The sequence below is a fragment of the Mesorhizobium sp. L103C131B0 genome, assembly GCF_000502275.1.
Lineage (GTDB): Bacteria > Pseudomonadota > Alphaproteobacteria > Rhizobiales > Rhizobiaceae > Mesorhizobium.
The window spans coordinates 95267-115075 of sequence record NZ_AYXC01000009.1 but is presented as its reverse complement, the minus strand read 5'-3'; the positions used below and the strand labels follow the sequence as shown (position 1 = coordinate 115075).

General features: G+C 64.4%; 21 protein-coding genes and 1 tRNA gene. 9 read left to right on the top strand and 13 right to left on the bottom strand.

Annotated features, from left to right (window positions below):
- Positions 1 to 152: 152 nt before the first annotated feature.
- From X730_RS147880 to X730_RS1000000168185, 3 genes are all read right to left on the bottom strand, one after another.
- Complete coding sequence (locus X730_RS147880; RefSeq protein WP_023671323.1) at positions 153 to 953, bottom strand: transporter substrate-binding domain-containing protein; 801 nt, start codon at positions 951 to 953, stop codon at positions 153 to 155.
- A 54-nt stretch (positions 954 to 1007) separates the two neighbouring features.
- A complete protein-coding gene (locus X730_RS147885; RefSeq protein ID WP_023826655.1) occupies positions 1008 to 1823 on the bottom strand; it encodes an ABC transporter ATP-binding protein in 816 nt (271 codons plus the stop codon).
- 144 nt (positions 1824 to 1967) lie between these two features.
- The gene (locus X730_RS1000000168185; RefSeq protein WP_196813600.1) at positions 1968 to 2123 is read right to left on the bottom strand and encodes a hypothetical protein; all 156 of its coding nucleotides are present in this window, start codon (positions 2121 to 2123) and stop codon (positions 1968 to 1970) included.
- Here X730_RS1000000168185 and X730_RS147890 point away from each other — a divergent pair.
- The 4 genes from X730_RS147890 to X730_RS147905 all read left to right on the top strand — a co-directional run bounded on the left by X730_RS147890 (position 2050) and on the right by X730_RS147905 (position 6033).
- Complete coding sequence (locus tag X730_RS147890) at positions 2050 to 2922, top strand: dimethylarginine dimethylaminohydrolase family protein (protein ID WP_023826654.1); 873 nt, start codon at positions 2050 to 2052, stop codon at positions 2920 to 2922. The genes X730_RS1000000168185 and X730_RS147890 overlap by 74 nt on opposite strands.
- Complete coding sequence (locus tag X730_RS147895; RefSeq protein ID WP_023755778.1) at positions 2892 to 3560, top strand: TetR family transcriptional regulator C-terminal domain-containing protein; 669 nt, start codon at positions 2892 to 2894, stop codon at positions 3558 to 3560. Before X730_RS147890 ends, X730_RS147895 begins: the two co-directional genes overlap by 31 nt.
- Positions 3557 to 5137 carry a 5-guanidino-2-oxopentanoate decarboxylase gene (locus X730_RS147900; RefSeq protein ID WP_023826653.1) on the top strand — a complete coding sequence of 527 codons (1581 nt, stop codon included), beginning with the start codon at positions 3557 to 3559 and terminating at the stop codon, positions 5135 to 5137. Before X730_RS147895 ends, X730_RS147900 begins: the two co-directional genes overlap by 4 nt.
- Before the next feature lie 188 nt (positions 5138 to 5325).
- Positions 5326 to 6033 carry an SDR family NAD(P)-dependent oxidoreductase gene (locus X730_RS147905; RefSeq protein ID WP_023714555.1) on the top strand — a complete coding sequence of 236 codons (708 nt, stop codon included), beginning with the start codon at positions 5326 to 5328 and terminating at the stop codon, positions 6031 to 6033.
- Between the two features lie 146 nt (positions 6034 to 6179).
- On the opposite strand, the gene X730_RS147910 is transcribed toward X730_RS147905, so the two are convergent.
- From X730_RS147910 to aroA, 4 genes are all read right to left on the bottom strand, one after another.
- A complete protein-coding gene (locus tag X730_RS147910) occupies positions 6180 to 6995 on the bottom strand; it encodes an MOSC N-terminal beta barrel domain-containing protein (protein ID WP_023826652.1) in 816 nt (271 codons plus the stop codon).
- Between the two features lie 248 nt (positions 6996 to 7243).
- Complete coding sequence (gene rpsA / locus X730_RS147915) at positions 7244 to 8941, bottom strand: 30S ribosomal protein S1 (protein WP_023671316.1); 1698 nt, start codon at positions 8939 to 8941, stop codon at positions 7244 to 7246.
- A 204-nt stretch (positions 8942 to 9145) separates the two neighbouring features.
- A complete protein-coding gene (gene cmk, locus X730_RS147920; protein ID WP_023826651.1) occupies positions 9146 to 9790 on the bottom strand; it encodes a (d)CMP kinase in 645 nt (214 codons plus the stop codon).
- Positions 9791 to 10048: 258 nt separating this feature from the next.
- Entirely contained in the window at positions 10049 to 11407 is a 1359-nt protein-coding gene (aroA, locus tag X730_RS147925) for a 3-phosphoshikimate 1-carboxyvinyltransferase (RefSeq protein WP_023826650.1), read from the bottom strand.
- Positions 11408 to 11613: 206 nt separating this feature from the next.
- Here aroA and X730_RS147930 point away from each other — a divergent pair, with 206 nt between their 5' ends.
- From X730_RS147930 to X730_RS0133940, 3 genes are all read left to right on the top strand, one after another.
- Complete coding sequence (locus X730_RS147930; protein WP_023683538.1) at positions 11614 to 12006, top strand: TIGR02300 family protein; 393 nt, start codon at positions 11614 to 11616, stop codon at positions 12004 to 12006.
- Positions 12007 to 12179: 173 nt separating this feature from the next.
- Positions 12180 to 12255: transfer RNA gene (locus X730_RS147935), tRNA-Ala, on the top strand.
- 102 nt (positions 12256 to 12357) lie between these two features.
- Positions 12358 to 12747 carry a hypothetical protein gene (locus X730_RS0133940; protein ID WP_023683541.1) on the top strand — a complete coding sequence of 130 codons (390 nt, stop codon included), beginning with the start codon at positions 12358 to 12360 and terminating at the stop codon, positions 12745 to 12747.
- 48 nt (positions 12748 to 12795) lie between these two features.
- Here X730_RS0133940 and X730_RS147940 read toward each other — a convergent pair whose 3' ends face one another.
- Genes X730_RS147940 through msuE form a run of 5 tightly spaced genes read right to left on the bottom strand, consistent with a single transcriptional unit; the run spans position 12796 to position 17487 of the window.
- Positions 12796 to 13560, bottom strand: a complete 765-nt coding sequence (locus X730_RS147940) for an ABC transporter ATP-binding protein (protein ID WP_023671311.1) — start codon at positions 13558 to 13560, stop codon at positions 12796 to 12798.
- A gap of 24 nt (positions 13561 to 13584) precedes the next feature.
- Complete coding sequence (locus X730_RS147945; protein ID WP_023671310.1) at positions 13585 to 14583, bottom strand: ABC transporter substrate-binding protein; 999 nt, start codon at positions 14581 to 14583, stop codon at positions 13585 to 13587.
- A 40-nt stretch (positions 14584 to 14623) separates the two neighbouring features.
- Positions 14624 to 15472 (bottom strand): ABC transporter permease, encoded by an 849-nt coding sequence (locus X730_RS147950; RefSeq protein WP_023826649.1) that lies wholly within the window; start codon positions 15470 to 15472, stop codon positions 14624 to 14626.
- Positions 15473 to 15497: 25 nt separating this feature from the next.
- A complete protein-coding gene (locus tag X730_RS147955) occupies positions 15498 to 16874 on the bottom strand; it encodes an LLM class flavin-dependent oxidoreductase (RefSeq protein WP_023703676.1) in 1377 nt (458 codons plus the stop codon).
- Positions 16875 to 16929: 55 nt separating this feature from the next.
- The gene (gene msuE, locus X730_RS147960) at positions 16930 to 17487 is read right to left on the bottom strand and encodes an FMN reductase (RefSeq protein ID WP_023683545.1); all 558 of its coding nucleotides are present in this window, start codon (positions 17485 to 17487) and stop codon (positions 16930 to 16932) included.
- 60 nt (positions 17488 to 17547) lie between these two features.
- On the opposite strand from msuE, the gene X730_RS1000000167555 reads away from it, so the two are divergent.
- Together X730_RS1000000167555 and X730_RS147965 are read left to right on the top strand one after the other, a co-directional pair.
- Positions 17548 to 17745 carry a hypothetical protein gene (locus X730_RS1000000167555; protein ID WP_155922462.1) on the top strand — a complete coding sequence of 66 codons (198 nt, stop codon included), beginning with the start codon at positions 17548 to 17550 and terminating at the stop codon, positions 17743 to 17745.
- A gap of 82 nt (positions 17746 to 17827) precedes the next feature.
- The gene (locus X730_RS147965) at positions 17828 to 18847 is read left to right on the top strand and encodes an LLM class flavin-dependent oxidoreductase (protein ID WP_023826648.1); all 1020 of its coding nucleotides are present in this window, start codon (positions 17828 to 17830) and stop codon (positions 18845 to 18847) included.
- 81 nt (positions 18848 to 18928) lie between these two features.
- On the opposite strand, the gene X730_RS147970 is transcribed toward X730_RS147965, so the two are convergent.
- Positions 18929 to 19774 carry a fumarylacetoacetate hydrolase family protein gene (locus tag X730_RS147970; RefSeq protein WP_023742297.1) on the bottom strand — a complete coding sequence of 282 codons (846 nt, stop codon included), beginning with the start codon at positions 19772 to 19774 and terminating at the stop codon, positions 18929 to 18931.
- Between the last annotated feature and the right edge of the window lie 35 nt (positions 19775 to 19809).

Here is a 19809-nt window from a genome sequence, read left to right as displayed (position 1 = left end):
CCGAGGCCGAAAGAAGTGCGTCGATCAGCGTCGCCCCCGGATTGCTGGCTTCAACCACCGCCGACGGCAGCGTCGGTGGCAGCATGTCTGGGAAAGGTCGGGCAGGAGGGGCATGGCGTTGGCGCCATGCCCCTCAGCTCATGCGAGGATCGTCAGTTCGACTGCGCGCCGCCACCACCGTAAATGTCGAAATCGAAGTATTTCTTCGATATCTCGTCATATTTGCCGTTCGAGCGGATCGCCTTGATGCCGGCGTTGATCTTGGCCTTAAGGTCGGTGTCTTCCTTGCGCACGCCGGCGCCCACGCCCGGTCCGAGCACTTCATCGTCCGGAGCCACCATGCCCTTCAGATCGCAGCAGGCCTTGCCCTGGTCCGACTTCAGAAATGCGTCGAGCGCGATCGAATCCGCCTGGACGGCGTCGAGGCGGCCTGCGGCCAGATCGTTGTTGGCTTCGTCCTGCGTCTGGTATTCCTTGATCTCGGCGGCCGTGGGCCCGAAATGCTTCTTGGCATAGGCCGAATGGGTGGTCGACACCTGCACGCCGAGCACTTTGCCCTTGAGATCGTCCGGCGTGGCGCCGAATTTCTGGTCCTTCGGCCCGATGATGGCGGTCGGCGTGTTGTAGTACTTATCCGAGAAGTCGATGGTCTTCTCGCGTTCGGCGGTGATCGACATCGAACTGGCGATGACGTCGATCTTCTTGGTCGTCAGCGCCGGGATGATGCCGTCCCAGGCGACAGGCGTGATGACGCAGTCGAGCTTCTCCTCGGCGCAGACGGCGTCGATGAACTCGATTTCCCAGCCAACCCATTTGCCGGAAGCGTCCGGCGAGGTGAAGGGCGGATAGGGCTCGGCGGCGACACCGATCTTGACCGGATCGGCCTTGGCCACGCCCATGGCGGCAACGCCGAGCAGCAGCGCTGCGGCGAATGTTTTCAGAACAGTCTTCATGTCACGACTCCCAGTTTGTTGTTGGTTCCCGGTTTTCTTCCGTCCCGGCTTGTCCTAGCCGATGTTGCGGATGAACTGCTTCAGCCTTTCGGATTTCGGTGCGCCGAATATCTGCTCCGGCGGCCCCTCTTCCTCGACCAGCCCGTTGCAGAGGTAGACGACATGGGTCGCGACCTCTCGGGCGAATTTCATTTCATGCGTGACCAGCACCATGGTGCGGCCCTCGCGCGCCAGGTCGCCGATCACCTTCAGCACCTCGCCGACCAGCTCCGGGTCGAGCGCCGAGGTCGGCTCGTCGAACAGCATGACGCGCGGGTTGATGGCCAGGGCGCGGGCGATCGCCGCGCGCTGCTGCTGGCCGCCCGAGAGATAGGCCGGATAGACGTCGCGCTTTTCGGCCAGGCCGACGCGCGCCAAAAGCTTTTCGGCTTCCCTGATCGCCACGTCGCGCCTGACGCCCAGAACATGCACCGGAACCTCGATGACGTTCTCGATCAGCGTCATGTGGCTCCACAGGTTGAAGTTCTGGAACACCATGCCGAGCTTGGCGCGGATGCGTTCGATCTGCCGGCGGTCGGCGGGCACGGTGTGGCCGTGGCTGTCGGCCTTGAGTTTGATCTCCTCGCCATTGACGCGGATGATGCCGCTGGTCGGGTTTTCCAGGCAGTTGATGCAGCGCAGCAGCGTCGACTTGCCGGAACCCGAGCCGCCGATAATGGCGATCACCTCGCCGTCGCGCGCCGACAGCGAAACGCCTTTCAGCACATGCAGATGGCCGAATTTCTTGTGCAGGTTCTCGACATGGATGGCTTCGGCGGCGCCGTCCTGCGCCTTGCCGGATTGGACTGCGGCGGTTCCCACCGCGCTCACCGGGGAACCTCTGCCACAGGGTCCACGGCAGATCGTCGAACGTCTATCCGGCTAATCAACATACGCTGTAATGCCCACTCCAGACTTCAGCATGGACCCAACAGCGCGAGCCCGTCAATCCCGCTCATTACGGCACTTGCGGCCTTATTGTGCAAGTGTATAAATAGCCTCCGATGAAATTTTTTCCATTTTTTTCACCTTGAACACGGCATTGAAAAGGGCACTGATGAGCGCTTTCGGATCACAATCCATGGCGGCGCCGTTGCGGCGCGTGCTGATGCGGTCGGCGGCCAATGCCATGCGCGGTGCCGACCGGGTTATCTGGCACTATGGCCCGGGTTTCGACCCGGCGAAAGCGGCGGCGCAGCACGCGGCTCTCGCTGAGCTGGTGACGGCGTCCGGCGCCGAAATCGAATGGATCGATGACAAGGCCGATGGGCTGTCGGATTCCGTATTCACCCACGACCCGTCGCTGATGACCGACCGCGGCGCGCTGATCCTGTCCATGGGCAAGCCATTGCGCGCCCGGGAGCCATCGCTGCATGAGGAAACCTACACACGCCTAGGTATTCCTATCCTCGGCCGCGTCGAGGCTCCCGGCCAGGTCGAAGGCGGCGATTGCGTATGGCTGGATAAAAACACGCTGGTAATCGGGCGCGGGGTGCGCTCCAACCAGGAAGGCATACAGCAGGTTTCCAACCTGCTGACGCCGCTCGCCATTTCCGTCTACGGTTTCGATCTGCCGCTGTGGCAGGGCGAGGAGGCGTGCCTGCATCTGATGTCGGTGATCAGCCCGCTGGCCGACGACCTGGCCCTGGTCTATTCACCGCTTTTGCCGGCGCCGTTCTATCAGTTGCTGAAGGCGCGCGGCATCCGGCTGGTGGAAGGCGACGCCGAAGAGTTTGCCGCTTCGAACGGCCTCAGCCTGAACGTGCTGCCGACCAGCCCGCATAAGGTCATTGCCGTCGCCGGCTTTCCCAAGACCAAGGCCGCGATGGAAGCCGCCGGCTGCACGGTTCAAATCTTCGAGGCGGATGCGCTCTGCATCGCCTGCGAAGGTGGGCCGACATGCCTGACGCGGCCCATCCTGCGGCAATGAATGAGCGCCGCAAGTTCCGCCGCGAGGGCGAGGAGCGGCGGCGGCAGGATCTGATCGACGCGACCCTGGACAGCGTGGCCGAACATGGGCTGGAGGGCGCCAGCCTGCGCACCATCGCATTGCGCGCCGGCGTCACCGCCGGGCTGATCCGGCACTATTTCCCCGGCAAGGAAGACTTGCTGCAGGAAGCCTACGCGGCGCTGATGGGCCGCATGATCGAGCAGGCGAAGGCGGCATTGCTCATGGAAAACGCCTCGCCGCGCCAGCGCCTTGCCGCCTTCGTTACTGCCAACCTCAACGCGCCGATCATCGATGCACGCGTGTTTTCGCTGTGGGCAACCTTCATCGGCCGCGCCGGCGCGGATCCGAGCCTGGCTCGCGCCCACCGCGAAGGCTATCTCGGCTTTCGCAACGAGGTGGAAGCAGTCGTTGCCGAAGTGCTCGGCGCCGAGCAGCGCAGGCCAAACGCAAATGAACTGCGCCGCCATGCCATTGCCATCAACGCGATCATCGACGGGCTCTGGATCGAAGGCTGTCTGGCCGCAGAGATGTTCTCGCCTGGCGAATTGGCGGCGATCGGCGTCAAAGCCATAGAGGCCGAGCTCGGCCTCGCGCCGCAAAAGGGAGAGAAGCCATGACCACCATCGGCGAAGCGCTGATCACGCTGCTCGAAGCGCATGGCGTCGACACCGTTTTCGGCATTCCTGGCGTCCACACTGTCGAGCTTTACCGCGGGCTGGCGCGTTCAAAGATACGCCATGTCACGCCGCGTCACGAACAGGGCGCCGGCTTCATGGCCGACGGCTATGCCCGTGCCAGCGGCCGGCCGGGCGTTGCCTTTGTCATCACCGGACCGGGGCTGACCAACACCATCACCGCAATGGGCCAGGCGCGCGCCGATTCGGTGCCGATGCTGGTGATTTCGGGCGTCAACGCGATGCCGACGCTGGGAAAGGGGCTGGGCTTCCTGCACGAACTGCCGGACCAGCGCGGCATGATGGAGAAGGTGGCGCTGTTTTCGCAGCGTGTCACCGAGGCCAGCGAATTGCCGGGCGCTCTGGCGCGGGCCTTCGCGCTGTTTTCGTCGTCGCGGCCGGGCCCCGTCCATATCGAAATCCCGACCGACGTCATGGTCAAACCGGCGGACGGCATCGCTGCTTCGCTCACCAATGCGGCGGCGCCCGCGCCGGATGGCGCGGCCATTGCCGAGGCCGCCAGACTGATCGCAGCCACGCGCCGGCCGCTGATCCTTGCCGGTGGCGGTGCCAAGCGCGCTGAACAGCCACTGCAGCGCCTGGCCGAGCGGCTCGGCGCGCCTGTCGTCCAGACCGCCAATGCGCGCGGTCTGCTGCACGCGCATCCGCTTTGCGTGCCGGCCAGCCCCAGCCTGAAGGCGGTGCGTGCGCTGATGGCAGACGCCGATCTGGTTATCGCCGCCGGCACCGAATTCGGCCCGACCGATTATGACGGTTACAGCGACGGCGGCTTCGTGCTGCCCGCCAATCTGATCCGCATCGATATCGGCGCCGACCAGCTCGCCCGCCGCCCGGTGAGCGTCGGCATCCAGGCCGATTGCGCGGAGGCACTTGGTGCACTGCTAGGCGCGCTCCACCCTGATCATGCCGCAGCGAAGGACGGCGAGAGCCGCGCAGCCGCGTCGAGAAAGGCGGCCTTTGCCGAGCTCAGCCCGGCCTATGCCGCGCAGGTGCGTGCGGTGGAAACCATCCGCGACGCACTGCCGGGCGCCATCATCGTCGGCGATTCCACGCAGCCGATCTACGCCGCCAATCTCTATTACGACCATGACCGGCCAGGCGGCTGGTTCAACGCCGCCACCGGTTTCGGCGCGCTCGGCTACGGGCCGCCGGCGGCGATCGGCGCAGCGCTCGCCATGCCCGGCGTGCCGGTGGTTTGCCTCACCGGCGACGGCGGCTTCCAGTTCACCTTGCCGGAGCTGGGCGCGGCGCTCGATGCACCCGCACCGGTCATCTTCGTCGTCTGGAACAACAGAGGCTATCGCGAGATCGAAACGTCGATGCTCGATGTCGGCGTCGAGCCGGTCGGCGTGTCCCCGGCGCCGCCGGATTTCTGCAAGCTGGCCGAGGCCTACGGCATATCAGCCGAGCGGCTTGCCGGTACTGCCGGTCTCGCCGATGCGCTCAAACGCGCACGCGCAACCAGACTGCCGCACGTCATCGAAATCACCATCGACTGACGCCTGGTCGCGCGCCGTACGTCCATGCGCGGGGGTCGGAAGGGGCGGTCGGCGACTTCGAGCGATGCAAAGACGCAACAACTGCCATGTCGAGATGTCGGTTGAGTGATCGTGCAAAAGGCGCGACGCTCTGCGTCGGCGCGGCACGACAAGCGACATAATCATAAGAAACGACAGGAGCGTCCAGGATGACGGAAACAGTTCAGGGCAAGCATATCGTGGTGACCGGTGGCACCGGGGCGCTGGGTGCCGCGGTCGTCGGCAAATTGCTGGGGGACGGCGCGATCTGCCATGTGCCGAATGCCCACGCGTCGGCCCCCTCGCATTTCCCCTTCGCGGCCCATGATCGCGTCCGGCTGGCGCACAATGTCGATCTCGCCGATCCTGCCAAGGTCGATGCCTTCTATGACAGCGTCCCCGAATTGTGGGCCTCCATCCATCTGGCCGGCGGCTTTGCCGCAGCCCCGGTCGAGAAGATCGAATCCGCATCCTTTGCCGAAATGATGGACACCAACGCCCGCACCGCCTTTCTGTGCTGCCGCGCTGCGGTGCGCTCCATGCTGGGCTCGAACACAGCGGGCCGCATCGTCAATGTCACGGCACGCGCCGGGCTCGACCCGCGCCGGGGTGCCGGCATGGTCGCCTATAGCGCCAGCAAAGCGGCGGTGGCAGCGATGACCGTGGCGATGGCCGAAGAGCTGAAAGGCAAGGGTATCCTGGTCAATGCGGTTGCGCCTTCGACGCTCGATACGCCGGCCAACCGCGCCGATATGCCGGACGCCGATTTCGGCAAATGGGTCAGCCTCGAAGCCGCCGCCGAGGCAATCGCCTATCTGGCATCACCCGCCAATCTGGCAATGAGCGGCACGCTGGTGCCGCTCTACGGCCGCGCCTGAAGTTCCGCCGCGCAGAGCGGCTCATTTGGTTTGGCTTCCGATGGCGGCCTTTGCCGACCTCGCCTGATCTACAGCGGAGGTTGGCCATTCAATCATGGCGACCGCCGACGCCTCCACGGCATTAGACTAGAAGGCCTGCGACTACGTCAGGTTCGAGACCCCACTTCCACGACCTCGACTGCGTCGCCGATGGCGATCGTGCCGGCGTTGTTGGGAATGGCATTCTGGCCGAAAATGATGCCGCCCTTGGCGGAGCGGTGGAGTTTGCCAAGCGTCTGCAACGGCTCGCGCGGGTCCGGCTGCTCGCCGCTCAACGGATCTCGGGTGGTGATGACGCAGCGCGAGCAGGGCTTTGCGATGCGCAACTCGACAGCGCCGATGCCGATCGTCTTCCAGCTGTCTTCGAGCCATGCGCCGTCTGCGTCGACGACGATGTTTGGCCGGAACCGCGCCATCTCGATTGGCCTGGCAAGATGGCTGTTCAGATGGTTCAGCGAGCCTGTCGTGGCGATCAGCAGCGGAAAACCGTCGGCAAAGCCGACGAAATCGCCGGGCTGGCCGAATTTCGCATCGACCGGCCGGTTTTGCGGATCGTCGAAATAGACGAGATCGACAGGCCGGCCAAGAATAGCCGAGAGATAGGCGCCGGCGGCCGGATCGCCCGGCCGCGCGGCAACCATATCCTTCCAGATCTTGACTTGCCGGAGCGCGGTGCCGGGAGCCGGTGCCTCGACGAAGTGCGAGCCATGCCTGTCATGTTTCAACAGGATGCCCGTTCCGCGATGCTCGACGTCGATCGTCGTCATATCAGGTATCTGGCGAATGGTGAGGAACTGCCCATCCTTGTCGACGACCATCCAGCGGCGGTCGCCTTCCATGCCCATTGTCTCGATGTCGGCGCTCGGCACGGCATGGCCGCGCAGGCTCTTGACCGGATAGCGATAGAGTTCGACGACCTTCATCGCGCATGCTTCTCCGTTGCCCGAAGGGCCGGACTTCCGTGTTTACGTCTGCAACGACAGCCGAGCCTACAGCCGCGCATGCGGAATTGAAGGGGTTCCGCCGTCTTTGTCTTGTGCCAACCGCGTCGCCGAGCATGAAAAAACCCGCGAGCCTTGCGGCCCGCGGGTCTTCTTGTTCAAGCCGCGCGTGAGGCGCAGCCGAGGTTTACGCTTGCGCGAAGCGGCTTACGCGCTGCGCGCGAAGCGGCTTAGCTGCCCTGCTTCTTCAGCGCGGCGCCAAGGATGTCGCCCAGCGAAGCGCCGGAGTCGGTAGAGCCGTACTGTGCGACGGCTTCCTTCTCTTCCGCGATTTCCAGCGCCTTGATCGAGACCTGCAGCTTGCGGGTCTTCTTGTCGAAGGCGATGACGCGGGCGTCCAGCTTCTGGCCGACCGAGAAGCGCTCGGGGCGCTGCTCGTCACGGTCACGGCTGAGGTCGTTGCGCTTGATGAAGGTCTCGATGCCGCTGTCGACCAGCCGCACTTCCAGACCGCCATCCTTGATGCCGGTGACTTCGCAGGTGACCACCGCGTTCTTGCGCAGTTCGCCTGAAGTCGCCGCTTCGCCGACCGTATCCTTGGCCAGCTGCTTGATGCCGAGCGAGATGCGCTCCTTGTCGATGTCGACGTCGAGCACCTGCGCCTTGACCATGTCGCCGCGATTGTACTCTTCGATGACCTGCTCGCCCGGACGGGTCCAGTCGAGGTCGGAAAGGTGCACCATGCCGTCCACGTCGCCTTCAAGGCCGATGAACAGGCCGAACTCGGTCTTGTTCTTGACCTCGCCCTCGACCTGGCTGCCGACCGGATGGCTCGCGGCAAAAGCCTGCCACGGGTTTTCCAGCGTCTGCTTGAGGCCGAGCGAGATGCGGCGCTTGGCCGGATCGACCTCGAGCACGACCACGTCGACTTCCTGCGTCGTCGACAGGATCTTGCCGGGGTGCACGTTCTTCTTGGTCCACGACATTTCCGAAACGTGGATGAGGCCTTCGATGCCCGGCTCCAGCTCGACGAACGCGCCGTAGTCGGTGATGTTGGTGACGGTACCCTTGATCTTCTTGCCGATCGGGAACTTGGTGCCGATCTCGGACCACGGATCGCTCTCGAGCTGCTTCATGCCGAGCGAGATGCGGTGGGTTTCCTGGTTGATGCGGATGATCTGCACCTTGACCGTCTGACCGATGTTGAGGATTTCGGTCGGATGGTTGACGCGGCGCCACGCCATGTCGGTGACATGCAGCAGGCCATCGATGCCGCCGAGGTCGACGAACGCACCGTAATCGGTGATGTTCTTGACGACGCCTTCGACAACCTGGCCCTCTTCGAGGTTCTGCACGATTTCCGAACGCTGTTCGGCGCGGCTTTCCTCGAGCACGGTGCGGCGCGACACAACGATGTTGCCGCGGCGGCGATCCATCTTGAGGATCTCGAAGGGCTGCGGGTTGTGCATCAGCGGGGAGACATCGCGGATCGGGCGGATATCGACCTGGCTGCGCGGCAGAAAGGCCACGGCGCCGTCGAGGTCGACAGTGAAGCCGCCCTTGACCTGGTTGAAGATGACGCCTTCGACGCGCTCACCTTTGGTGAACTTCTCTTCGAGCTTGACCCAGCTCTCTTCGCGGCGGGCTTTGTCGCGCGACAGGACGGCTTCGCCCAGCGCGTTTTCGATGCGCTCGACCATGACCTCGACCGTGTCGCCGACCTTGAGCGTCGAGTCCTTGCCCTTGACGCCGAATTCCTTCAGCGGCACGCGGCCTTCGACCTTGAGGCCGACATCGATGATGGCCATGTCTTTTTCGATCGCCAGGATCGTGCCCTTGACGACCTGACCTTCGCCGGAGTGACCGGTGGTAAATGATTCTTCGAGCAGGCTCGCGAAATCGTCGCGAGTGGGATTTGCAGCTGACATATTTTCTCCTGGAGTGCCCCGCATCTGAAGCGGGACGGGCGCCGTGGGTTAGCGTTGCGTTGGCCTGCCGGCGTTCCGGGCTACAAAAGCCCTGGGCCGCCTAAGCGGCAATTCCGGCGCATGAAGAATGCTGGCAGGCTGGTTCGTGCCCGATATGGCTATTTTCTTCGCTTCCGGCAATCGGTGGAGCGGGAAAACCCTGGATCAGGCTTTGTCTCTCTTGGCCAGGGCGTCGTCGATGATCGCATTGGCCGCTAGAAACGCGGCCTCTATAGCCATTTCGGAGGTATCAAGCAAGTGCGCGTCCGCCGCCGGCTTCAGCGGCGAGTCGGCGCGGCCCATGTCGCGCTCGTCGCGGCGCACAATATCGGCAAGGATTTCGGCGAAATCGGCGGTGCCGCCGATGCTTTCGATCTCGGCCAGCCGGCGCTGCGCCCGCACTTCGGCGCTCGCCGTCACATAGAGCTTTATGTCGGCGTCAGGGCACACGACCGTGCCGATGTCGCGCCCGTCGAGCACCGCGCCTGGCGGTGTCCTGGCGAAATCGCGCTGCTTTTCGACCAGGATGCGCCGGACGGTAGGGTAAATCGCGACCTTCGAGGCCGCCTCGCCAACCGCATGCGCCGACAGCACCGCACGGTCGAGCTTTGCCAGATCGACCTGGCGTGCGGCGGTTTCGGCTGCCGAGACATTGTCGAGTGGCAGCGCGTGCCGGATCAACGCATAGGCGACGGCGCGGTAGGTGAGGCCGGTGTCGAGCAGGTTGAGGCGGTAGTGGTCGGCCAGACGTCGGGCCAGCGTGCCTTTGCCGGCGCCGGCGGGACCGTCGATGGCGATGGTGAAGGTCATTGGCGGGCCAACACGATCGAAAGGCTCGATGAAAAAGACAGACGCCGCGATCCTTCGCGCCCCCCTCTGTCCTGCCGGACATCTCCCCCTCCAGGGGGGAGATCAGAAGCTTCTGCGCCCCACTCTTTCCTGCAATTTCGAAAACTGGCGAAAGCCGCTGTGACGGCCGATCTCCCCCCTTGAGGGGGAGATGTCCGGCAGGACAGAGGGGGGCGCTGTCCCGCCGACATCTCTGCTTGCTTTGCGCTTGGCATCAACCTACCCGATCTCCGCACCGAGCCCCGTCATCAGACCCATGAACTCCGGGAAACTCGTCGCGATCATGGCGGCGTCGTCGATGGTTACCGGCTTTTCCGTTGCCAGTCCCATCACCAGGAAGCTCATGGCGATACGATGGTCGAGATGCGTCTGCACCGTCGTGTCCTGGCCATTAGGATGGCCGCCCAGCCCCTTGCCGCCGGGCTTTCCGCGCACCGCGAGCGAAGCTTCGCCTTCGGTGCAGTCGACGCCGTTGAGCTTCAGCCCATTGGCAACCGCTGCCAGTCGGTCGGATTCCTTCACCCGCAACTCTTCCAGCCCCTGCATCAACGTCTCGCCCTCGGCGAAGCTCGCGGCAACCGCCAGCACCGGATATTCGTCGATCATCGACGGCGCCCGCTCGGGCGGCACGGTGACGCCCTTGAGCTCGGAGTAGCGCACGCGCAGATCGGCAACATCCTCGCCGCCGGCATTGCGCGGGTTCAAGATGTCGATCTGGCCGCCCATTTCCTGCAACGTTAGAAGCAGGCCGGTGCGGGTGGGGTTCATCAGCACGTTCTCGATGACGATGTCCGAACCCGGCACGATCAGTGCCGCGACCAGCGGGAAGCCGGCCGAGGAGGGGTCGCCGGGCACGGCGATGGTCTGCCCCGTCAATTTGCCCTGGCCCTCGACGAAGATGTGGCGCACGCCGCGCTCGTCGGTCTCGACCGAGAGATTGGCGCCAAATCCCCTAAGCATCTTTTCGGTATGATCGCGCGTCATCACCGGTTCGATCACGGTGGTGATGCCGGGCGTGTTGAGGCCTGCCAGCAGCACGGCCGACTTCACCTGCGCCGAGGCCATCGGCACGCGGTAGGTAATGGGTGCGGCGTGTTTCGGCCCATGCAGCGTGATCGGCATGCGGTCGCCCGGCGTCGCCTTCAGCACCTGCACGCCCATCTGGCGCAAGGGTTCGAGCACGCGGCCCATCGGCCGTCCCGACAGCGATGCGTCGCCGATGAAGGTCGTTTCCATGTCGTAAGTGCCGACGAGGCCCATTGTGAGGCGGGAGCCGGTACCGGCATTGCCGAAATCGAGCGGGCCTTCCGGCTGCAGCAGCGCGCCATTGCCGGTGCCGCGGATCACCCACTCGGCGCCGCGCTTCTCGATATGCGCGCCCATCGCCTTCATGGCGGCCGCCGTGCGCATCACATCCTCGCCTTCGAGCAGGCCGGTGACGCGGGTTTCGCCGGAGGCAAGGCCGCCGAACATCATGGAACGGTGCGAAATCGACTTGTCGCCCGGCACGCGAGCGGTGCCGGAAAGGGCGGATGATTTGCGGGCGGTGGCCGGCTTGGCAGCGGCGGCGTGAGACATGGAATTTCCCTGGACGGAATGCCGGCGCACCGGCGCTTTTCATTTGTTGCGGCGGTCTCGTATCACGGCGGGCACGAATGGTCATCCCCATGGTCGTCGCTTGGCGCGAGGCCTTTCAGTGCTTGGTTTTGTGACGCCGGCTTTTCGCTTTGACAGCGCGGTAAACTGTGGTTAAGGGGACCACTCTTTTACTGACGAGGCTTGACGTGGCAAAAAACGAACTTGGCACAAAGCGTGTCGACCCTGAAACGGGCCGAAAATTCTACGACCTGAACAAGGACCCTATCGTCTCGCCCTATACGGGCAAGACGTATCCGCGTTCCTATTTCGAGGACGGCAAGATCGCCGCCCTCGAAGAGGAAGAGGAAGTGGCCGAGAAGGAAGTGGACGCCGAGGAAGAAGAAGGCGTTGAAGTCGTCTCGCTTGAAGAGGCCGACGAAGACGTCAAGGCCGGCGACGAGCTTCCCGACCTGGGCGACGACGAGGACGATGTCGATCTAGGCGACGATGAGGACGATACTTTCCTTGCCGACGAAGAGGAAGAAGACGACGACGTCGCCGACATGATCGGCGTCGGCGACGACGACGACGAAGTCTAGGAACGCTTCGAACGCATGCATTTAGCGGCGTTCACGGGCTATGATGAAAAAGCGGGCCTCGAAGGCTTGATCTTCAGGGAAGGCGGGGTTAGAAGCCGCCTGCACTAAACGGCGCGGTCCTGAAACCCGCGCCGGACCTCTCGCCGGCAACGGCGACGGCTGACTGCCGGAGTGGGGCCATAGCTCAGTTGGGAGAGCGCTTGAATGGCATTCAAGAGGTCGTCGGTTCGATCCCGATTGGCTCCACCAAACAGTCTCTTTCCGACGCTCGGTTTCGCGGCATTCATGCTTGTCGCCTGCCAGTCGGCGCCTGAACCATCATCGCGGCCGCCAGCGCCCGCACCTCAGCCCATGGCCCCTGCCGCGATCTCTGCTCCTGATGGTGCGGCGGTTCTCGATCCATCCGTGCGGGTTATGCCGCCCGGCGAAGGCGTCCCGGCCAAATATGTCGCGTTTTCCGGCATATGGGGCGGACAGCTGGACGGGATGTATGACGGCAAGCTCGCCGTGCTGACGATTACGCGCGGCGGCAATGTCACCGCCACCTATGCCTGGGGCGATGTCGCCGACAACAAACCGGGCGTGGCCGACGGCGAAGGCAAGATTTTCGGCAACACGTTGAAACTGCGGCGCCTTCCCAATGGCGCGGACGTCAGCGCGGTCATTCAGGCGGACGGAACGCTGGCCGTCACCTATGGGCTTGCCGACCGAACCTATACGGGCACGTTCACCAAGCAATAATCGCGAGAGCTAATCTTCCGGGGGAGCCACGGCTGGCCCCTTCCCCGATCAGTGCAGGCCGAATTCGCGCAGCAGTTCTTCGCGATAGCGCACGAAGCGGCTCTCGCTGCGCTCGCGCGGGCGTGGCAGGTCGATGTCGATCAACCGCGCCGCGCCGCCTTTCTCCTTGGGCAGGATCAGCACCCGGTCGGCAAGATAGATCGCCTCCTCCAGATCGTGGGTGACCATCACCATCGTGACGTTCTCCTCGCTCCAGATGCGCGCCAGTTCCTCCTGCATGCCTATCTTGGTCATGGCGTCCAGGGCCCCCAGCGGCTCGTCGAGCAGGAGGATCTCGGGCTGCACGGTGAGCGCCCGGGCGATGCCGACGCGCTGCGCCATGCCGCCGGAAAGCTGGCTCGGAAAAGCATCGGCGAATTCGGCAAGGCCGACCAGGGCGACGTAGAAGCGGGCGCGTTCCTCGGCCTGCCTCTTGGGAACACCGCGCACTTCGAGGCCGAAGGCGACATTGCCGAGCACGCTCAGCCACGGCAGCAGCCGCGGTTCCTGGAAGATCACGGCACGCTCGGCGCCGACGCCATGCACCGGCTGGCCGTCGATCGCGACACCGCCGCTGTCGGCCGCCTCCAGCCCGGCCAGAATACGCAGCAGCGTGGTCTTGCCGGAGCCGCTGGCGCCGACGATGACCAGGCATTCCCCCGAACGAATGTCGAGGTTGAGCGTCCGCAGCACGGCAAGCTGGCGCCCGCCGAGGCTGAAGGATTTGGACAGGTCGCGGATCGAGACCTCTCCGCCACGGTTGGAACCGGCCATCTTGTCTCTCAGCTATTTCAAAGCTCAGTTGATCTTGGTTTCGCCGGGCCGGTACAGGATGTCGGCGGCTTTCAGCTTGCCCTTGGCCAGACGGCCGTCTCGCTCCAGCACGGCGACCCAGAAGTCGATGTCGCGATCGGTCGCCTGCGCACCTTCGCGCAGACCAAAGCCGGTCCAGTAGCGGGCGAGATCGCCGTTTTCGCCGCGCTTGTCGAGGATAGTGGCCAGCACCTTGCGGGCTTCGTCCGGGTTCTGGCGCGACCAGTCCGAGGCGCGCGCCGACTGTTCGACGAAGTTGCGCGCCGCATCCGGGTTGGCGGCAATGAAGTCGCGCCTGAGTACGACGAAGCCGCCGGCGAGTTCGCCGAGCACCTGGGTGTCGTCGAACACGCCGCGCACGCCGCCGTTGGCGACCAGCGCGCCGGCAAAGGTCGCCTGCCAGTAGCCGAGGCCGGCAATGTCGACCTGGCGCGAGCGCAGCGTCTGCTCAAGCTGCGGGCCGGGCACGACAATGAGGTTGGCGGCGGTCGGCGGCAGGCCGACGCTGTGCAGGGCCTCACGCACCGTATAGTCGAGATGAGCGCCGAGCGTGTTGACCGAGATGGTCTTGCCGGCAATGTCGGCGATCGATTTGATCGGGCTGTCTTCCAGCACGTAGAAGACGCTCTTCACATCCTTGTTGATGCCGTTGCTCGGATACGCCGCGACGAAGTCGTTGCCGCCGGAGATCGAGTTGATCACCGCCGCGGTGGCGGCCGAGCCGATGTCGACGCTGCCGGAAGACAGCGCAAACAGCGATTCCGGTCCACCCGAGGAATAGCCGACATTCTCCAGCTCGACGCCGAGCCCTTTGAAGTAGCCGAGCTCGTCGGCCAGCTCATGCGGGGAGATGCTGCCACGGCTGGCGAGGTAGCGGAACTTGACGGCTGCGGCTTGCGCAAAGGCCAGGCGCGGCAGGCCGGCGGCGATGAGGCCGGCGGCAAGCGGCGCGCCGGCAAGCAGCGAACGGCGGGTGATTTTCATGATCGGGTCCTTGTGAGGTAAACGGTGAGGGGCGGACTGCTCAGTTGACAGGATTGCTCCAGCGACAGAGCCGCCGCTGCAGGGTGACCAATGCGTGGTTGGCGATCAGGCCAAGCCCGGCGAGGATGACGATTGCCGCAAACATCAGCGGGATCTGGAAATTGTACTGCGCGTTCATCACCTGGAAGCCGATGCCCTTGTTGGCACCGATCATCTCGGACGCGATCAGCAGCAGCAGCGCCGTGGTGGCGCTCAGCCGCAAGCCGACGAAGATCGACGGCACGGCGCCCGGCAGTACGACGCGGCGAAACACGGTGAGCCGGCTCGCACCATAGACGCGCGCCATTTCAAGCAGCTTGGGATCGACTTCCTTGACGCCGCTGGTGGTGTTGAGCAGCAGCGGAAACAGCGTCGCCCAGAAGATGACGAAGATCTTCGAGGTCTCGCCAAGTCCCAAGAGCAGGATGAACACCGGGTAGAGCGCCAGTGCAGAGGTCTGCCGGAACACCTGCAGGATCGGATCGAGCGCGGTTTCGACCGGGCGCACCTGGCCCATGAACAGGCCGAGCGGAATGGCGACGGCGACGGCTGCGGCAAAGGCGATGCCGGCGCGCTGCAGGCTGATGGCGATGTCGCCGAGCAGGCTGCCGCCGGCAAGCCCCTTCCAGAGCGCTTCGACGATCATGTCGATCGGCGGCAGCACCGCCGCGTTGACCCATCCGACGCTGCTCGCCACCTGCCAGAGCGCCAGGAAGCCGGCAAGCACGCCGTAGCGCTTCAGGAAGCGAACAGCAGCCCGGCCGCCGAGGCGCAGGAAGTCGGTGCCGAGCCCGGTTTCGCCACCACTGCGGCGAACCGTGATTTGCCGATCGATGTGCTGCAATGTCATTGTTTCACCCCTTCGGCTACGCGGATCATTCGGCGGCAAGGACGGTCGAGCGAGCGACGGTCCATGGATTTTCCGGCCGCCTGAGGCCGAGGTTCTCGCGCAACGTGCGGCCTTCGTAAGCCGTGCGGAACAGGCCGCGCCGCTGCAGTTCGGGAATGACCAGATCGACGAAATCGTCGAGCGCGCCGGGCAGCCAGGGCGGCAGGATGTTGAAGCCGTCGGCCGCCTCGCTGGTAAACCATTCTTCCAGTTGGTCGGCGACCTGCGTGACGCTGCCGACGATGGTGTAGTGGCCGCGCGCCGTCGCTACCCATTGGTAAAGCTGGCGTATGGTGAAGTTGTGCTCGTCGGCAATCTGCCGGATCAGCGCCTGGCGGCTTTTCATGCCTTCGGTTTCCTTGCTCGGCGGCAACGGGCCGTCGAGCGGATAGCCCCTGATGTCGAGCGTCTGGCCGGCAAGCCCGTTGAGCAGCGCAACACCGTCCTCGGGCAGGATAAGGTCGTTAAGCTGTTGGTATTTGGCACGGGCCTCGTCCTCGGTGCGGCCGACGAAGGGCGCGACGCCCGGCATGATCAGCACCTGGTCGGGATCGCGGCCGACTTCAGCCACGCGCGCCTTGATGTCGCGATAGAATTCCTGCGCCGTCTCAAGCTTCTGATGGGCGGTGAAGATGACCTCGGCCGAGTGCGCGGCAAGCCCACGGCCGTCTTCCGACTGCCCCGCTTGTACGACAACCGGATGTCCTTGCACCGGGCGCGGCACGTTGAGCGGACCCTTGACGCTGAAATGCTCGCCCTTGTGGTCGATGTCGTGCAATCTGTCCTTGTCGTAGAAACGGCCCGACTGCTTGTCGCGGATGAAGGCGTCATCCTCCCAGCTGTCCCACAGCGCCTTGACCGTCTCGACATGCTCATGCGCCCTGGCATAGCGCTCGGCATGGCTGGGCTGGACGTCGCGGTTGAAATTGCGTGCCGTTTCGTCGCCGGCCGAGGTCACCACGTTCCAGCCGGCGCGGCCGTTCGACAACAGGTCGAGCGAAGCGAATTTGCGCGCCAGCGTGTAAGGCTCCTCATAAGTGGTGGACGCCGTTGCGATGAAGCCGAGATGCGTCGTCAGCGGCGCCAGCGCCGCAAACAGCGTCACCGGCTCGAAGCCGGCGATCTTGGCGTTGCCGCCCTCGCGGGCGCCGAGGCCGACCGTCAGATTGTCGGCCAGGAAATAGGCGTCGAACAGGCCGCGCTCGGCGGTCAGCGCCAGCTGCTTGTGGAACTCGAAATTGGTGGCGCCGTCGGCCGGCGCATCGGGATGACGCCAGGCGGCGATATGCTGCCCGCCGCCGGGCAGGAAAGCGCCGAGCTTGATCTGCCGCGGCCTGCTATCGGACTTGCTGGCTCGAGTCATTGCAGGCGTCCTTCTGGTCTATGCGGGATGGAATATTGCGTCGCGGATCGTGGTTTCAGGCGGCAAGGACGACGCTGTAGGGCACGCCGGCCACCCGGCATGCCTCGGCGACCGCCTGCCGGGCTCGCGCCTTGACTGCCTCTGACACCAGCACGCCATCGGCAAAGTCCTTGTCCGAGGCGTAGATCGCGGTCGGCAGGGTCTGCGCCTCGAAGAAGCCGAACAACGGCCGCAACTGATGTTCGACGACAAGCGAATGACGCTCGCCGCCGCCTGTTGCCGCCAGGATGATCGGCTTGCCGCGCAGCGACGACGGGTCGAGCAGGTCGAAGAAGTGCTTGAACAGCCCGGTGTAGCTGCCCTTGAAGGTCGGGGAGCCGACCACCAGCACGTCGGCGCCGAGCAGCTGCTCGATAATACCGCGCGCCGCCGGATCGAGATCGCCAAGCTGTCTTGCAGGCGCAAAGGACGGGCCGAGATCCTCGATGTCGAAAACGCTCAAAGCCGAGCCGGCCCGGCTCGCCACCTCACCGGCGATGTGGCTGACGAATGCCTTCGTCTTGGACGGACGGGTCAGGTTGCCGGACAACCCCACCACCAGCTTTTTTGACATCCGAGGCTCCTTCTCGCAAACGCACTATCCGCATTAAGCCTACCGATTTTGTAGAATTAAATGAGCGAGAAGATTTCAAAACCGGGCTCTGAAGCGAATGGAGTTTGCGGTACAACGCCTTTGGTTGGTTCATTTGGCCCCAAAAGCGCCGCGGCAGATGCTGACGCGGTCGCGCAAGGCATCGCCGGGGACCATGGCCTTGGTCCTTTGCGCACCGATGGGTATCGTCGCGAAACCGTCAAGGGCCGGCGGCATTGACACTGCGTTGTGTCAGTGTCGATTGAACCCGATCGCGTGGGCGACGAAGTAGGCAACTGGAATCAAAGAACAGGATGCGCGCATGAAGAAGATCGGCTTTCTTTCCTTCGGCCATTGGTCGCCCTCGTCGCAATCCCAGACGCGCTCGGCGTCCGACGCGCTGCTGCAGTCGATCGACCTGGCCGTCGCCGCCGAGGAGCTGGGCGCGGACGGCGCCTATTTCCGCGTCCATCATTTTGCCCGCCAGCTCGCTTCGCCGTTTCCGCTTCTGGCCGCGGTCGGCGCCCGCACCAGCCGCATCGAGATCGGCACCGCCGTCATCGACATGCGCTATGAGAATCCGCTGTATATGGCCGAGGATGCGGGTGCTGCCGACCTGATCGCCGGTGGCCGGCTGCAGCTTGGCATCAGCCGCGGTTCGCCGGAGCAGGTGATCGACGGCTGGCGCTACTTCGGCTACGTGCCGCAGGACGGCAAAAGCGATGCCGACATGGCGCGCAATCATGCCGAGGTTTTCCTGAATGTGCTGCGCGGCGAAGGTTTCGCGCAACCCAATCCGCGGCCGATGTTCCCCAATCCTCCGGGAATGCTGCGGCTCGAGCCATTCTCGGCCGGCCTGCGCGACCGGATCTGGTGGGGCGCCGCTACCAACGCCACCGCCGAATGGGCGGGCAAGCTCGGCATGAACCTGCAAAGTTCGACGCTGAAGTTCGATGAGGGCGGCCAGCCGCTCCACATCCAGCAGGCCGAACAGATCCGCGCCTATCGCGCGGCGTGGAAGGCGGCCGGCCACACACGCGAGCCGCGCGTGTCGGTCAGCCGCAGCATCTTTGCGCTGGTGAACGACCGCGACCGCGCCTATTTCGGCGGCGGCAGCAGCGAAGATCATTTCGGCTATATCGAGCCTGAGAAGCTTGCCGTCTTCGGCCGCTCCTATGCCGCGGAGCCCGATGTGCTGATCGATCAGCTGAAAGAGGACGAAGCGATCGCCGAGGCCGACACGCTGCTTCTGACCGTCCCCAACCAGCTTGGCGTCGAGTACAACGCCCACGTCATCGAGGCGATCCTGAAGCACGTCGCGCCGGCTCTGGGCTGGCGCTGACAAGAGGCGCCAGCCGCCCGGCAAACAAAGAGATAGACCGTTTCGCCGGCAAACGGTGAAACGCTCTAAGGGAAGAGGCGGCTAGGCATCCGCCTTGAAGGTCTGCTTCTGCTGGCCTAGCCCCTCGATGCCCAGTTCCACCACATCGCCGGGCTTCAGGAACACGGGCGGCTTCATGCCCAGCCCAACGCCGGGCGGGGTGCCGGTGGAGATGATGTCGCCAGGATGCAGCGACATGAACTGGCTGAGATAGGAAACGAGATAGGCGACGCCGTAGACCATGGTCCTGGTCGAGCCGTTCTGCATCGTCTTGCCGTTGACCGTCAGCCACATTTTGAGGTTCTGCGGATCGGCAACCTCGTCCTTGGTGACAAGCCACGGCCCGGTCGGACCGAACGTGTCGCAGCTCTTGCCCTTGGTCCACTGGCCCTGGCGCTCGGCCTGGAAGGCTCGCTCGGACACGTCATGGGCAACGGCATAGCCGGCGACATAATCCAGCGCCTCGGCTTCGGTGACGTATTTGGCTTTTCTGCCGATGACCACGGCGAGTTCAACCTCCCAGTCGGTCTTTTCCGAGCCGCGCGGGATCAGCACATCATCGTCGGGACCGACGATGGCCGAGCTCGCCTTCATGAAGATGATCGGCTCCGGCGGCACGGCGGCGCCGGTTTCGGCGGCGTGGTCGGAATAATTCAGGCCGATGCAGATGAACTTGCCGGTGCCGGCGACGCAGGCGCCGAGGCGCGGCTTGCCGGAAACCGCCGGCAGCGAGTTCGGATCGAGCTTCGACAATGTCTCGAGCGACGCCGGATCGAGCGCCTTGCCGGCAATGTCGGCGACATGACCCGAAAGATCGCGGATCGTTCCATCCGCATCGAGCAGGCCGGGGCGTTCGCTCCCTATCTCGCCATAGCGCAGCAGTTTCATCTTGCTCTCCAAATTGTGGCCCAAGGCCGTTTTCA